The 15627-nt window shown below is 64.7% G+C and carries 13 protein-coding genes and 1 tRNA gene; 10 read left to right on the forward strand and 4 right to left on the reverse strand.

Annotated features, from left to right (window positions below; all coding sequences use genetic code 11):
- Positions 1-27: 27 nt before the first annotated feature.
- Both NDI54_RS08035 and ppc read right to left on the reverse strand, forming a co-directional pair.
- Positions 28-480, reverse strand: a complete 453-nt coding sequence (locus tag NDI54_RS08035; protein WP_310895939.1) for a universal stress protein — start codon at positions 478-480, stop codon at positions 28-30.
- Positions 481-553: 73 nt separating this feature from the next.
- A complete protein-coding gene (gene ppc / locus NDI54_RS08040; protein WP_310895940.1) occupies positions 554-3250 on the reverse strand; it encodes a phosphoenolpyruvate carboxylase in 2697 nt (898 codons plus the stop codon).
- A 154-nt stretch (positions 3251-3404) separates the two neighbouring features.
- On the opposite strand from ppc, the gene NDI54_RS08045 reads away from it, so the two are divergent.
- From NDI54_RS08045 to NDI54_RS08090, 10 genes are all read left to right on the forward strand, one after another.
- Complete coding sequence (locus NDI54_RS08045; RefSeq protein ID WP_310895941.1) at positions 3405-4109, forward strand: helix-turn-helix domain-containing protein; 705 nt, start codon at positions 3405-3407, stop codon at positions 4107-4109.
- Positions 4110-4602: 493 nt separating this feature from the next.
- Positions 4603-6015, forward strand: coding sequence for an ABC transporter substrate-binding protein (locus tag NDI54_RS08050; RefSeq protein ID WP_310895942.1), 1413 nt, complete (start codon positions 4603-4605; stop codon positions 6013-6015).
- Positions 6016-6017: 2 nt separating this feature from the next.
- On the forward strand, positions 6018-6824 hold the full coding sequence (locus tag NDI54_RS08055; protein WP_310895943.1) for an ABC transporter ATP-binding protein: 807 nt from the start codon (positions 6018-6020) through the stop codon (positions 6822-6824).
- Positions 6821-7519 carry an ABC transporter ATP-binding protein gene (locus NDI54_RS08060; RefSeq protein ID WP_310895944.1) on the forward strand — a complete coding sequence of 233 codons (699 nt, stop codon included), beginning with the start codon at positions 6821-6823 and terminating at the stop codon, positions 7517-7519. The genes NDI54_RS08055 and NDI54_RS08060 overlap by 4 nt, the downstream gene beginning before the upstream one ends.
- Positions 7516-8505, forward strand: a complete 990-nt coding sequence (locus tag NDI54_RS08065; protein WP_310895945.1) for a branched-chain amino acid ABC transporter permease — start codon at positions 7516-7518, stop codon at positions 8503-8505. Before NDI54_RS08060 ends, NDI54_RS08065 begins: the two co-directional genes overlap by 4 nt.
- Before the next feature lie 136 nt (positions 8506-8641).
- Positions 8642-9805: a branched-chain amino acid ABC transporter permease gene (locus NDI54_RS08070; protein WP_310895946.1), complete on the forward strand. Its 1164-nt coding sequence runs from the start codon at positions 8642-8644 to the stop codon at positions 9803-9805.
- On the forward strand, positions 9802-9957 hold the full coding sequence (locus tag NDI54_RS08075) for a hypothetical protein (RefSeq protein ID WP_310895947.1): 156 nt from the start codon (positions 9802-9804) through the stop codon (positions 9955-9957). Before NDI54_RS08070 ends, NDI54_RS08075 begins: the two co-directional genes overlap by 4 nt.
- Positions 9954-10808, forward strand: coding sequence for an alpha/beta fold hydrolase (locus NDI54_RS08080; protein WP_310895948.1), 855 nt, complete (start codon positions 9954-9956; stop codon positions 10806-10808). Before NDI54_RS08075 ends, NDI54_RS08080 begins: the two co-directional genes overlap by 4 nt.
- Positions 10801-12420, forward strand: a complete 1620-nt coding sequence (locus tag NDI54_RS08085; protein ID WP_310895949.1) for an AMP-binding protein — start codon at positions 10801-10803, stop codon at positions 12418-12420. The genes NDI54_RS08080 and NDI54_RS08085 overlap by 8 nt, the downstream gene beginning before the upstream one ends.
- A 55-nt stretch (positions 12421-12475) precedes the next feature.
- Positions 12476-13810, forward strand: coding sequence for a PAS domain-containing protein (locus NDI54_RS08090; RefSeq protein WP_310895950.1), 1335 nt, complete (start codon positions 12476-12478; stop codon positions 13808-13810).
- 77 nt (positions 13811-13887) lie between these two features.
- On the opposite strand, the gene NDI54_RS08095 is transcribed toward NDI54_RS08090, so the two are convergent.
- Both NDI54_RS08095 and NDI54_RS08100 read right to left on the reverse strand, forming a co-directional pair.
- On the reverse strand, positions 13888-15138 hold the full coding sequence (locus tag NDI54_RS08095) for a mandelate racemase/muconate lactonizing enzyme family protein (protein WP_310895951.1): 1251 nt from the start codon (positions 15136-15138) through the stop codon (positions 13888-13890).
- A gap of 209 nt (positions 15139-15347) precedes the next feature.
- Positions 15348-15418: transfer RNA gene (locus NDI54_RS08100), tRNA-Pro, on the reverse strand.
- Between the last annotated feature and the right edge of the window lie 209 nt (positions 15419-15627).

A 15627-nucleotide genomic window follows, 5' to 3' on the forward strand; every position in this document is an offset into this window, starting at 1 on the left:
CGGCGCGAAAACTGCTGCGTCGGGGTCTTACTCCTCGCCGCGGACGAACGTGACCGGACACGGCGCGTTCAGCATGACTTCCTGTGCGGTGGAGCCGAAGACGGCCTTGCCGGTCGGCGAGCGCTTGCGGCCACCGACAACGATGAGGTCGGCCGCGGTAGTCTCGGCGAGATCGACGATCTGCTCGCCGTGGTTGCCGACGGCACCGCGGACTTTCGTCGTCAGCCCGGCGTCGTTGAACCGCGAGATGAGTTCCCGGACGGTCGTGTGGCGGTCCGCGACCTCGTCGGGGTTTGCTTCGCCCGTCGATTCGAATTCGAGTCGGTCGACGACGCCGTCGTACTGGTCGTCGGTGAATACGTGCGCGACGACGACCGTCGCGCCGGCCGGCCCCGCGATGTCGAGGACGGCGTCTGCGAGCTCGTCGATTCGGTCGGCGTCGTTCGGCCCAACTGCGAGAAGAACAGTTTCGAGTGCCATGTCGGCTACTCCGCGGGAAGACGCGTAAATCCTTCGATAGGTCCTATTCCCGTTGTAATTCGCTCACACGACCTTATCCGGTGTTTTTCATCCCGGCTGCGATCCCTTGCACGGTCAGTCGCAGGGTCCGGCGCTCGGTTTCGGTCCGGTGGGACTGCTTGAGCAGGCGGACCTGCAACAGGTTCAGCGGGTCGACGTACGGGTTGCGGCGTTCGAGGTTCTGTTGAAGCCATTCCCGTGAGAGCAGCCCGTCTTTGCCGGTGATTTCGAGGACCTTCTCGACGGTCTCCTCGTACTCCTCGACGATGCGCGGGAAGATGCGCTCGCGGAGTTCGGGGTCGGCGAGGTCGGCGTACTCCTCGGCGATTTCGAGGTCGGTACGGGCCAGCGCCAGCGACGCGTTGTCGAGTTTCGTCCGGAAGAACGGCCAGTTCTCGTACATCTCCTTGAGGGTCTCCATGTCGCCGCCGTTTTCGAGGTAGGCGTCCAACCCGGTGGAAATGGAGTACCAGCCAGGGATGATACAGCGGGCCTGCGTCCAGGAGAACACCCACGGGATCGCCCGAAGGTCCTCGACGCTACGGTCCTCGCTCCGGGAGGCCGGTCGCGAACCCATATTGAGGTTCTCGATGACGGTGATCGGCGTCGCCTGGTCGAAGAACGCGACGAAGCCGTCGGTTTCGAGCAGGTCCTGGTACTCGGTGCGGGCGGCGTCGGCAGCTGTCTCCATCGCCTCTTCCCACTCGTCGGGGATCTCCTCGACGGGTTCCTCGATAGCGTTTTTGCGCGCCCTGATCTGGGCGTTGAGCATCTGTTCGAGGTTCCGCTCGGCGATGTCGTGGTTGGCGTACTTCTCGGCGATGGCCTCGCCCTGTTCGGTGAACTTGATCTGGCCGGTCACCGTCTCGTTTGGCAGGGCCAGCATGGCGTCGTTCATCGGGCCGCCGCCGCGGGAGATGGAGCCACCGCGACCGTGGAACAGGCGCATCTCCACGTCGTAGTCGTCGGTGATGTCCGCCAGTCGCTTCTGGTTGTTGTACAGCGACCAGTTGGCGGCGAGGAAGCCGTTTTCTTTGTTCGAGTCGGAGTACCCCAGCATGATCTCCTGGATGTTGTCCCGGGCCTCCAGCGCCTGGGAGTACGCTTCGTTCTCGAACAGCGTGCCCATGATGCGGCGGGCACCGGAGAGCGCGTACTCCGATTCCAGCAGCGGGACTACGTCGAACCCACAGTAGCCGGGCAGGTCGACGATGTCGACCTGGTCGGCCAGGAACAGGACCTCAAGCGCGTGGCTGGGCTCCTCACACCAGGAGATAGCGTAGGTGTCGATGGCGTCGATGCCGAACTCGTTTTGCCAGTCGGCGGCCGCACGGAAGCGGTCGAGGACGCGGGTCGAGTCATCCGAGAGGCCTTCGGTGTCCTCCATGTCGATGACGCGGTTGTCCTGGAGGATAGCCTCGGTCAGGAACTCGACGCGCTCGTCCTCGTCCATCGCCGCGTAGTCGATGCCCTGCCGGTCGACGGCCTCGTCGATGGCGTCGGTGTGCATCTTCCGGTGGTCGCGCAGGTCAAGGCTGGCGAGGGTGAAGCCGAACGTCTCGACCTTGCGGATGAGCGGGTCGACGTGGGCCTCGGCGATGACCTCGGCGTCGTTCTCCCGGAGGCTGTCGGCGATGACTTCGAGGTCGGTCAGCAGTTCTTCCTCGTTCTCGTAGCCGCCCTGGCGAACGTCGCTGACTCGGATGACGGACTCGCGCATCAGCCGGAGCTTCTGGCGATAGGGCTCGTCCGGGTAGCGTTCCTCGGCCTCCGAGGCGACACCGGGGAGCCGTGACTTGTGCCGGTCCAGCCGTTCGTTGAACAGCGCGTCGGTCGCGATGTTCGAGGCATCCTGGCTCAGGACGCCGGAGAGTTCCTTGAGCTTGTTGCGGTACAGCGGGAGAACGGTGTCGCGCTGTCGCTCCAGGGTTTCCTCGGTCACGTCGGTGGTGACGAAGGGATTGCCGTCACGGTCGGATCCGGCCCACGAACGGAACTCGTAGAGGGTGTCGACATCGATATCCTCGCCGTACTCGTCTTCGAGGGTGTGTTCGAGTTCGTCGTACACCTCGTCGATGACATCGAACAGGACGTTCTCCAGGTACCACTGGACGTTCAGCGCCTCGTCGGTGACCTCCGGCCGACGGTCCCGGACCTGCGGGGTCTGCCAGAGGCTCGTCACCTCGGCGTCGAGGTCGCGCTCGATGCGCTTCTGTTCGCGGTCGGTGAGCCGCCGCTCGTCGAGCTTTTCGATGTCTCGGGCGACCGACCGGAGCTTCGCCTTCACCGTCTTCCGCCGGGCTTCGGTGGGGTGGGCCGTGAACGTCGGCTGAATGAGCACGTCTTCGAGCACCTGCTGGACCTCTTCTGCGTCCGCCCCGCGGTCGGCGAGGTCCCGAACGGCCTCCTCGACGCTATCGGCCAGGACGCCCTCCTGGCTCCCCTCGCGGATCTCCCGGACTCGTTCGCGTTCCTCGGCGAGATTGATAAGTTCGAAATACGTCGTGAACGCGCGGGCGACGATATCCTGTGTCTCCGGGTTCAGTCGGTTCAGCGCCCGGTGGACTTCGTCCCGCGTCTCGGCGTCCCCGCGGCGGTAGTCGATACACGACGTTCGGATCGTCTCCACCGTTTCGAACGCCTCGGTTGAGGTCTGTGCTTCCAGAACCTCGCCCAGGAGCTCACCCAACTCCCGTACGTCCTGGTTAATCTCTCTGGCGTGCAAAGTCATACCAATTCCTCCAAAACCGAGACCTAAAACACTATTGAAACGGTGTATCGGGGATAGACGTTCGTGAAGAACTGGGCCGGTGCGGGATATCTATTATTAACCGTGGGGTTCTTTACCGTATCACACGAACGGCGTACAATACAGTGGACTGCCAATGATAGATATCGCCCTGGACATGGAGCAGTACGACTGTCCCTTCATCGACACCACGGCAGACCACGATGTCGCCTTTGCGGCCGTACACTGGGACTTCGACCAGCGTGCGCGGGAGCTAGAGACGCGGATGGTCGTCGAAGCCGAGGACGCGGGGGTGCTCGATACGGGGCTTGACAGTCTGCAGGCCCACGGGAACATGCACGACTGTGCGCTGTTGCGCCGTGAAGGCAACGCTGCCCACATCCGCACGACCATCGAGGAAACCGCGGCGATGCAGACCATCAGGGACAACGGCGGCTACATCACCGGGCCGTTCCACATCGAGGCTGGCAGCGAGACCTGGCACGTCGGCTTCGACCGCGGCCGGGACGCCGACACGACCCTCTCGGAACTGGACCGGGACAACGAGTACGACGTGATCGAGCGCACGTCGACGACGCTCCCGCAACTGCAGGACCTCGTGAAGAATGCCGGCGCGGCGATGACCCTCGTCGACGGCTGTCGGGACCTCTCTGATACGGAACGCGAGACGCTGGAAACCGCCGTCTCCGAGGGCTACTTCGAGTCCCCACGGGACGCGACGCTGGGGTCGCTGGCCGAGGACTTCGGCGTGTCCAAGCCCGCCGTCTCGAAGAACCTCCGGCGAGGCGAGCGGAAGCTGATAGAGCGCGTCGTTGACGCGCTGGACGACATCGAGGACTGATTCTGCGTGGCTTTCGGCCTGGTTGTTCTCCGGCCAAAGTGCCAACTGATATACAGCAAGATCAGACTGACTGGAGCCAATCGGTATTGGTGATATAACTACTGTCCAAAAACACACATACCTATCGGCTGTTTATTCAATAGATGAACAACAGCGCCCTCGGAATGATTGCCTGTGGGAGTTTACTGATAGCCCTGAACCCGTCTGTTGCAGGGTCGATTTCTACAGTACCCACCCAGTCGTTAGTACTGTTACTCGGTGGTTTATTATCTGTAGTCGGCGGCTTCCTCCTACTCCGGGATTTATTTCACTCACAGCGCACGGCCAGTTGAGTTCTTTGTGTAACTATAGCTGATAGTTTTCTCTTCAGTACGCATAGCCGTTTTAGCAGACGGTTCTGTGAACGAGTCCTGCGTTCCGAAACTCAATCTTCGCCCGCGTTAACATGTTAACTCGACGCACTATGTGGGTGGCGAGTCTACGATTATCTGTTATGCAGAATACGGCTACACGGAGGCGCGTTCTCGGCGCGCTCGGTGCCGGTGTTGTCGGGCTCAGCGGCTGTGTCGGAGACGACTCATCCATGACTGAACAGGACGATTCGGACGGCGGTACGACGGACAGTGGAACGAACGGCGGATCGACGGGCGGGGACTCGACACAGACGGTCACCATCGGCGTCCTCCAGCCCCGCGCCGGCGACCTGAAGTACTACGGTGACCAGGCGCTGTGGGGGTTCCTCTCCGGGCTGGCCTACAAGGGCGAAACGGACCCGCCGACCGACCCCGGCAGCGGCGAGATTACGATTACCGCCGGCGACACCGAGTACCGGCTGCTGGTACGCGACACGGAGTTTTCGGCGGACACCGCCCAGACTGCGGCGACGAACCTCGTCGAGAACGAGGACGTGGACATGCTCGCCGGCTGTGCGTCCTCGGCGGTCGCCAGCCGGGTCGTCACGACGGTCGTCAATCAGGCACAGGTCCCAATCATGCTCGGCCCGGCGGCGTCGGCGGACATCACGTCCAACTCCGACACGTGTAGTGACCTCGTCTACCGGGCCAGCGAGAACACGGCGATGGACGCCCGGTCGGGCGGGAAGTACGTCGCCAGGGAGACGGACGTGTCGAGCGTCTACCTCTTCGGCGCGGACTACAGTTTCGGCCGGGCTGTCGTCAACAACTACCGGGCCGTGCTGGAAGCGGAGGGCGTCGACATCGTCGGGGAGCGCTTCGTCGAACAGGGGTACGCCGAGTGGGACGGCCTGCTGGACAACGCCGAGGAAGCCGGGGCCGAAGGCGTCGTCGGCGGCTTCACAGTCGCGACGCTCCCGGCCATGTTCAACGCCTTCCTCTCGGGCGACTACTCCTATCGGGTGTTCGGTGGCTTTGCCACCCGGATCACCAACAACGTCGTCGGCGGGACGATGCAGAGCGTGCTCGGCGAACCACTGACCGAGGAGAAAATCAGGAACTCCCGACTGGGACCGTTCACGACCCGCTACCACTGGAACCAGTACGACAACCCGATCAACGACGCCTTCGTCGAGAGCTACACCAATGCCTACGGCGTCGTTCCCGACCTGTTCACCGCAGGGACGTTCACGGGCGCGTCAGCCATTCACCAGGCCATCCAGGAGAGCGGGTCGACCGAGGGGGCCGACATCGCCGACGCGCTGAAGGGGATGACCGTCACCGACACGCCGAAAGGCGAGAACGGCTACACCTTCCAGGAGTACAACAACCAGGCGCGGTCGGCGATGACCGTCGCGAACCCGATTCCGACGACCGACGAGTGGGCCGACAACTGGGGGGCCGCTATCATGCCCGGCGAACCGCTGGCCCGCATCAGCGCCGACGAGACGACGATTCCGCAGGACAGCGATCAGATGGACTGTTCACTGTAGGCATGCTCAGAACACAGGGACTGACAAAGCGGTTCGGCGGGCTCGTCGCCGTCGACAGCGTCGACTTCGAGCTGGAGGCGGAACTGTGCTCGCTCATCGGCCCGAACGGGGCGGGCAAGACGACGTTCTTCAATCTGTTGACCGGGAGCCTCACCCCCACCGAGGGGACGGTCGAACTCCGCCGCGACGGGTCGTGGGAGGACATCACCGACGCCTCGCCCCACGAGACGGCCAGCAAGGGCATCCACCGCTCCTACCAGGTGACGAACGTCTTCCCCAACAGTACCGTGTTGGAGAACGTCCGGGTCGCCGAGCAGGCCCACAGCGACGACGCGACGACGTTCTGGCGCAACGTCGATCACTACGACGAGTTCACCGAGCGCGCACACGAGATTCTGGACCGGGTCGGGCTCACCCATCGGGCTGGCGACCTCGCAAGCACGCTGAGTCACGGCGCAAAGCGCAAGCTCGAAGTCGCCATCGCGCTGGCCGGCGACCCCGCGGTCCTCCTGCTCGACGAGCCAAACGCCGGCGTCTCCTCGGAGAGTGTCGACGAAATCCGGGACCTCATCGAAGCGGTCGCCGAGGATTATCCGGTCCTGCTGGTCGAGCACAACATGGACATCGTGATGGGTGTCTCCGACCGCGTCGTCGTCCTGCACCAGGGCGCGGTCATCGCCGACGGGCCGCCGGCGGAGGTACGGGCCAATCCCGACGTGCAGTCGGCGTATCTCGGCGGCTACGAACCGGGCAGCCTGGACGATAGTACGGTTGGGTCCGACCCGGACTCGGAGGAGGGGACGGCGTGAGCCTGCTCGACCTCTCCGGCGTCCACACGTACTACGGCGACAGCCACATCCTCGAAGGCGTCGACCTCTCGGTTGAGGAGGGGGAAGTGGTCGCGCTGGCCGGCCGCAACGGCGTCGGCAAGACGACGACGCTCCGGACGATTCTGCAACTAACGCCGCCCCGCGAGGGGTCCATCACGTTCCGGGACGAGTCGCTGGTCGGGCTGGAGACCCACGAAGTCGCCGCTCGGGGACTGGGCTGGATTCCCGAGGACCGTCGGATATTCGGCCAGCTCACCGTCGAAGAAAACCTCCGGGCGGCGATTCCGGACCCCGACGACGTGGGTGACGGCCTCCGGTTGGCCTTCGACTCGTTCCCCATCCTCGAAGAGCGACGTGGCCAGGACGCCGGCACGCTGTCGGGCGGCCAACAGCAGATGCTCGCCATCGCCCGCGGGCTGGTCGGCGACAACGACCTGCTGCTGGTCGACGAACCGAGCGAGGGCTTGGCACCCCAGATCGTCGCCGACGTAGCCGAGGCGCTGTCGAAAGCCAGCGCGGACGTGACGATGCTGCTGGTCGAGCAAAACCTCCCGCTGGCGCTCGATCTGGCCGACCGGTTCTACATCCTCGACAAGGGCCGCGTCGTCGACGACGGCGACACGGCGGCGGTGACAGCCGACGACGAACGGTTCAGGAGGTACCTGTCGGCATGATACTCGAAGCGCTCGCGGAGTTTCTGACGCTCGGCGAACTCGGCGGCGTCATCGTCAACGGCCTTGCCAAGTCGGCGCTATACGTGATGATCGCAAGCGGCCTGACACTGATTTTCGGCCTGATGGGCGTGTTGAACTTCGCCCACGGGTCGCTGACGATGGTCGGGGCCTATCTCGGCGGCCTCCTGATGGTCGTCACGGTCACCAGCGGAACGGCCCCGCTGACCCGTCTCGGACTTTTCTTCGTCGCCATCGTTGTCGTGTTCGCGCTGTTGACGGCGCTTGGTGGGGCCATCGAGACGACCATCATCCGGCCGCTGTACGACCGGCCGCCGATATACCAGATTCTGCTAACGTTCGGCCTGACGCTCGTCATCGAGGAGATCGTCCGTATCGTGCTGGGTATCTACGACCTCCAGCCGCTGTCGGACTGGCAGGCCGCGCTGGCGACCAAGCCCCAGTTCCTCCGGGAACCGGTCGCGCTCGGCCCCGTCAGCGCCGGGTGGATGTCGCTGTTCCAGATACTGCTGGGAACGATCACGGTGGTCGGCATCTGGGCGTTCCTCACGAAGACCCGCTATGGCCTGTATATCCGGGCCGGGAGCGAGGACACCGAGATGGCGTCGGCGCTGGGCATCGACGTTCGGCAGGTGTTCACCGTGGTGTTCGCGCTGGGTATCGGCCTGGCTGGTGCGGCCGGCACGCTGCTGATGTGGGACCCGACGTGGGGCGCGAGCGTTCCGCTGGCGGCCGAGACGCTGCTGCCGGCGTTCATCGTCGTCATCGTCGGCGGCCTCGGGACGTTCCGGGGTACCGTCGTCGCCGCCCTCGTGGTGGGGATGGCCGACGCGGTGACGACTTGGTGGTTCCAGAACGTCATCGAGTTCACCGGCCTGCCGGAACTGGTGCTGTTCCTCGTGCTCGTGGTGACGCTCATCGTCCGCCCGCAGGGACTGTTCGGCGTCGAGGAGGTGGGGGGCCATTAGCGCCGAACCCGAGGCCGACGCCGAGGCGGCGTCCGAGCCACCGGCGACGGCCGTCGAGACGGGGTGGCCCCGCGAGTACCTGCGGGACCACACCGCCCACATCCTCGTCATCGCTCTGCTGGCGCTGTACCCGCCGGTGTATCACACGCTGTTGAACTCGCCGGTGGGCGCCGAGACGCAGATGCTCCTGCCGACCGTGGAGACGATGGTCGGCGTCCTCTATTTCGGCCTCTTTGCCATCTCCTTTGACTTCATCAGCGGCTACACCGGCTACCTCTCCTTCGGCCACGCGGTGTTCTACGGCACCGGCGCGTACACGGTCATCCTCATCGCCAACGGGAAGCTGCCGCTGCTTGGCCCCGGCACGCCGTTCATGCTGTCGCTGCTGGTCGGGGGCCTACTCGCCGTCGTTCTGGCGGTGCTGGTCGGGCTGGTGTCGTTCCGCCTTTCTGGGGTGTACTTCGCGATGATCACGCTCGGGTTCGCGCAGGTGTTCTACGTGTTCGTCCGCGGCTGGGACTACGTGGCGACCAACCCCCGGGACGGCCCCGCGGTCGGGCCGAGCCACGCCGAGGGGTTCCAGATCGGGATCCCCGGCATCGACCAGCTCTCGTTGTCAATCGGCGTGCTCACCGGCGACGAGGTGGCCCTGCTCGGATCGACGCTGTCCGGGACCGAAGTGTCGTACTACATGATCGGCCTCGTCGTCCTCGCCTGTTACTTCGCCATGCAGCGGGTCATCCACTCCCCCTTTGGCCGGGTGATGATCGCTATCCGGGAAAACGAGGAGCGCGCCGTCGCCATCGGCTACAACACCTACCTCTACAAGCTCGGGGCCTTCGCCATCAGCGGCTTCTTCGCGGCCGTCGCCGGCGGCCTGTTCGCCGGCTTCAAGCGCTCGGCCAGCCCCGAGAACTCCTTTTATTTCCTGGTGACCGGTGACGCTCTGCTTGCGAGTATCATCGGCGGCTTCGGGACGCTCGCCGGCTCGCTGTACGGGCACCTGTTCGACGAAACAGTTCGAGAATTCCTCTCGAAAGCCGGGCAGGGCGGCGGCCTGTTGCCCTATCTCCGCGCGCTGCTGGGCCAGGAGACGCTGGACGCGACACTGGTCGGCGAGACGACCATCGGCGGGCTCATCGACCTGCTGTTGAACGGTCACGCGAGCCTCTACGTCGGCCTCGTGTTCGTGCTGTTCGTCCTCTACGTCCCCGACGGCCTACTCGGAACGCTGCGAGCGCGCATCGGCGGGACGTTCGCAGAGGCGTTGCCGGCGAAGCTCTGGGGTGATTCGGAATGACGAACACAGTGACGACGACCGTCGAACCGCCAGACAGAACGACGACCTGGGCGTGGGGCGGCCGCTCCCCTCCTGGTCGGCCCACGGAAGGGTATCGCCAGCCAGACGACACGCAGTGTGACAACCCGAACACGAAGCCAGTAGAGCAATGACTGCGGAACCGGATCACTTGAAGGATATCCAACCAGAACGAGTCAGTATGCAATACGCGACCAACGACGGCGTCGACATCGCCTACGAGCGCGAGGGGCCGTCCGACGCCGAGACCGTCGTCTTCGTCGAAGGCATCGGCTACGGCCGCTGGATGTGGCTGTGGCAACAGGAGACCCTCGTCGACGAGTACCAGACCATCGTGTGGGACAACCGCGGCACCGGCGACTCGGACGAACCCGAGGGACCGTACACGATGGCACAGATGGCGAGTGACCTCGAAGCCGTGCTTGACGACGCCGGCGTCGAACAGGCCCACGTTATCGGGGCCAGTATGGGCGGGATGATCGCCCAGCAGTACGCCCTGGAGTACGACCGGGCTCGGTCGCTGACGCTCATGTGTACCTCGCCGGGCGGCCCGGAGGCCAAGCCGGTCCCCGAGGAAACGCAACAGCGGATGTTCAATGTGCCCGAGGACCTCGACGAGCGCGAACTTCGGCGGTACAAGATGCAGCCGGCGCTCTCGGAATCGTTCATGGAGGCCCACGAGGACCTCATCGAACGCATCATCGACTGGCGCATCGACAGCGACGCCACCGACCAGGCACTCGAATGGCAAGGCGCGGCCGTTCAGGCCCACGATGTGTCGGAACGGCTTGGAGAAATCACGACCCCGACCCTCGTCATCCACGGCACCGCCGACGAGGTGGTCCCCTACGAGAACGGGAAACTACTGGCCCGCGGCCTCCCGAACGCCGACTTCGTCACCGTCCACGGCGGCCCGCACCTGCTGTTCATCGAGGAATACGAACGCGTCAACACACAGATACGGGAGTTCATCGGCGATGTCTAGGGGGACGCCACAGGAGTGGGTCGGTGCCTGGAGCGAGCGCCGGGCCGCGCTCACGCCGGACCGCGAGGGCCTGGTGGACGCGACGACCGGCGAGCGGTTCACCTACGCCGAACTGGACCGGCGAGCGAACCGGACCGCTCGCTTGCTCCGGCAGTACGGCGTCGGCGATGAATCGAGTGTTGCCGTCGTCTCGCGGAACCGCCCCGCCGTCGTCGACCTGTTCTTCGCCACCGGCAAGACCGGGAGCCGACTGGCCCCGCTGTCCCATCGGCTCGCGCCCCCTGAACTCGCCGAACTGCTCGACCGCGTGGACCCCGATATCCTCGTCGTCGAGGCCACCTTCACCGACGCCGTCTCGACCGCCCTGGAGACGGCCGAGGAGGCTGCGCCCCGACTCATCCATCTCGAAACCACCGACGGTGCGTCCTCGGCTTCCACGCTTGACAGCACGCCCTACGCTTCGGCCCTCCCCGAGGACGACGCGCCCGTCGAGACGGCGACCCCGGCCCCCGGCGATACGCACCTCCTCCTGCACACCGGCGGGTCGACGGGGACGCCCAAAGAGACGGAAATCACTCACCGCGGTATCGTCTGGAACTCCCTGAACACGATTACGGCCTGGGGGCTGCGCGAGGACGACGTGACGCCGATGGTGTTCCCGATGTTCCACACCGGCGGCTGGAACGTCCTCACCGTCCCGCTGTGGCACATGGGCGGGACGGTCGTCATCGCCCGCGAGTTCGACCCCGGCGATGTGCTGGAAACCATCGACACCGAGGGCGGGACCGTCCTCGTCGCCGTCCCCGCGGTGCTTCGGATGATGACCCAACACGACCGCTGGGCGGAGACGGACCTCTCGACGCTGCGCTTCGCCAAGTCCGGCGGCGGCCCCTGCCGCAAGAGTGTGATGGAGGCGTGGTGGGACCGCGGCGTCGACCTTTCGCAGGGATACGGCCTCACCGAATGTGGCCCCAACAACTTCGCAATGCCAGAGGATTGGCCCCGCGAGAAGGCCGATTCCGTCGGCAAGCCGGTCCTACACGTCGACGCCAGGGTCGTCGAACCCGAGGATTCAACCGACGGTGACGGTCCAACCGGTCCACGGGAGACGGTGGACCCCGGAACGGTGGGGGAACTCCAGTTGCGCTCGCCCCACGCCGCAACGGGCTACCTCGACAACCCCGAGGCCACCGCCGAGACGTTCGGCGACGGCTGGGTGTCGACCGGTGACCTTGCCCGCATCGACGACGCCGGCTACTACTACATCGAGGGCCGCACGAAACACATGTTCGTCAGCGGCGGCGAGAACGTCTATCCCGCGGAGGTCGAGGACGCCATCGCCGAGCACCCCGCCGTCGGTGATGTCGTCGTGATTCCGGTCCCCGACGACACGTGGGGCCAGGTCGGGAAGGCCGTCATCGAGCCGGCAGCAGGTGTCACAACGGCGGAGAACAGCGACCAGCCGGTGACGCTCGACGAACTCCGGACGTTCCTCGATGACCGCCTGGCCCGGTACAAACATCCCCGCGAAATCGCGTTCGTCGAGTCGATGCCGACCAGCGGCCCGGACAAGATCGACCGGGATGCGATCTCGGCCCGGTTCGGGGGGTAATCCGTCAATCCAGGCGTATCTTCAAGAGGGCGGGTGCAGTTACCTCATTCAATAAATGATTGACATGTATGGGACAGCAGATTCGAGGCACATATTGCAGGTAGACGACACCCCGCTGCTCGACGAGACCGTCGAATTTCCGGATGCTCGGGAGACGGACTCGCTCACGGTGACGACGACCGGCCGGGCCGATGACGCGCTCGACATCCTCGACACGAACGCCGTCGACGGCATCGTCGTTGCGGACCACCTCCCGGACATGGCCGGGCTCGCGTTCGTCGACGCGGTCCGCGAGAGATATAGTGCGGTCCCGATTCTCCTGCTCACCGAGTCCGAATCTGTCGCCAGCGACGCGGTTTCGCGGGGCGTCACCGATATTTTCAGCAAAGGCGCACATGCGGGCGACAGCGACCTCCTCGCCAACCGGATTCGGTTACTCGTCGAGCGACACAAGTCGGCCGAAACCGCTGCCCGGGCCAGACAGCGACTGACGGAACTGACAGAACAGTCCGACGAACTGCTGTGGGTGTTTTCCGGGGACTGGACCGAGATACAGTTCGTCAATTCGCGGTACGAATCGCTGTACGGTCGGTCCGTCGAATCGCTGCAGGCCAACCCTGCGGAGTTCATGACGGCGATCCATCCGGACGATCAAGACAGGGTCATTCAGGCGATGCAGCGAGTTTCGGCGGGCGAGTCCGTCGAACTCGAATTCCGCATCACCCGGCCGGACGACGAAGAGCGCTGGGTGCGGGCCGAGGCACAACCGGTTGTCGAGGACGGCACGGTCGCCAGAATCGTTGGCGCTTCCCGCGATATCACCGAACGGAAGCGACGCGAGTCGCCGCTCGACAGCGAGCCGGTCCCGCTCCAGACGGTCGTCGAGCAGTGCTGGCAAACCGTCGCGTCCGGTGACGCGACGCTGGAGTTACAGACATCGGCCGTAGTCCGGGCAGACCCGAGACGGCTCCGGCAACTGTTCGAGACCCTCATTTGGAACACCGTGGAGCATCGCTCCACGAGCAGTCGGACGGGAGCCGACGACAGCGTGGACCGCGGCTCAACCTCGCACACCGAGCGACAGAACGACGCTGGTGAACAGCGTTCGACGACCTCACTTTCGCAGTCCCAGGGAGCAGCCGCCGGCCTGACGATAACCGTCGGCGAACTGGACGACGGCTTCTACGTCGCGGACGACGGCGTCGGGGTTCCGGCTGAGGAGCGCGACAGCGTGTTCGAGGGCAGCCACTCGCTGGCTTCGGAGCCCGAACCCGGGCTCCGAATCGTCGATGAAATCGCCGACACCCACGGCTGGTCGATAACGGGTACAAAAAGCGACGACGGTGGTGCTCGCTTCGAGATCACCGGCGTCGAATTCGAAACGGCGTAACCGTATCGCCGTGATACCGGGTGACCACCACGTCACCCGGTGCCGCCTCAGTCAACACCAACTACGGGGTCCGAACCTTACGCTTCGTCGAAGACGGTGTCGCCCTCGACGACGTGGTCCTCGACAGTGTCGAGGTCGAGCGTCAGGCCGAGGCCCGGCTCTTCCGGAATCTCGATGTAGCCGTCCTCGATGACGCTTTCCTCGACCAGATCTTCCCACCAGCCGAGTTCGTAGGAGTGGTACTCGACGGCCAGGGAGTTCGGGACGGCGGCCCCGACGTGGGCGCTCGCCATCGTCGCAATCGGCGAGGAGACGTTGTGCATCGCGACCGGGATGTAGTACTGGTTCGCCACGTCAGCGACCTTTCGGGTCTCGCGCATGCCGCCGACTTTCGGCATGTCCGGCGCGACCATGTCGACGGCCTGGTTCTCGATGAGCCGTCGCTCCTCGGTGACGCGGTAGCGGTTCTCGCCGACCGTGATCGGCGTGTTCGTGGACTTGGTGACCTCTTCCTGCACTTCGAGGTTCTCCGGCGGGACGGGGTCTTCGAGCCACCAGACATCGTACTCATCGATAGCTTCGGCGAGGCGCTTGCCGGAGCTCCCCGAGTACGTCCAGTGACAGTCGAAGGCCACGTCGGCCTCGTCTTTGACCTCCTCGGTGACCTTCTCGACGATCTCGGCCTTGTGGCGGATCTCGCCGGGACGGAGGTGGCGGTTCGCGCGGTCCTTTTCGAGGCCGCTTGGCACGTCGAGGTCGAACTTCAGGGCGTCGTAGCCCAGTTCGTCGACGACGCGGCGGGCCTCCTCGGCACAGGCGTCGGCGTCGGCCTCCTCCTCGGTGTGACAGTCACAGTACACGCGCATCTCGTCGCGGTACTTGCCACCGAGGAGCTGGTAGGCCGGGACTTCGAGGATCTTGCCCGCGAGGTCGTGCAGCGCGACCTCGATGCCGGCGATGGCCGTGACGGTCACGCCCTCGACGCTGCCCTCGCCGCTCATCTTCTGGATGAGGTGCTCGTAGAGACGGTCGATATCGAGCGGGTTCTCGCCGACGACGAACGGCTTCATCCGCTCGATGAGTTCCGGGACACCAGCGCCCCAGTAGGCCTCGCCCGTGCCGACGATGCCTGCGTCGGTGTAGATCCGGACGAGTGTCCACGGGAAGTTCCCGTCGACCATCGTCGTCTGAACGTCTGTGATCTCCACGTCGCGGCCGCCACCCCGCTTCGCGGTGATCCCCATCGTCTCCGCGGAGAGCTCCCGCATCGTGTACTCTGCGTTCGGGTCGTGCAGGTCAGCGTAGTCTACGTCGTTTGCCTTTCCCATACCCCCGCTTGCTAGCGCCGTCACAAAAGTGTAGAGGAAATCGGTCTCGCTCTGGCAGTGCTGCACAAATCACAATTTGGCTGTCAGTCCCCGTCTGCTTCCGTCTTCGGTGTCTGCTCGATCCCTTCGTCGAGGACTGTGACAGCCACTCGTCATCCAAATTTGAAGCCGTAGCTGACCGGTCGTATTTCCTGCGCAAAATTTTGAAGTGGGACCGCCGAGATTCGAACTCAGGTCCGACGGACCCCATCCGCCGAGGATACCGCTACCCCACGGTCCCGTACTCGGGCAGAGGGGGGTGTTTTAATTAAGGGCTTCGCTTTGGCAGCGAGATTGGGAACCTGAAACAGGGTGACAATGACGGGACGCAACCCCACTCGGCGGCCTCAACATCGGGACTATCGATAGCGAGATCCTTGAGCGACCATCCAGACCCGCTGAGCGGGCGTCGCTCGTAGTTGCACGGCGGTTCGAACAGACGGAAACCGC

The sequence above is a fragment of the Haloarcula terrestris genome, assembly GCF_031624315.1.
Taxonomy (GTDB): Archaea; Halobacteriota; Halobacteria; order Halobacteriales; family Haloarculaceae; genus Haloarcula; species Haloarcula terrestris.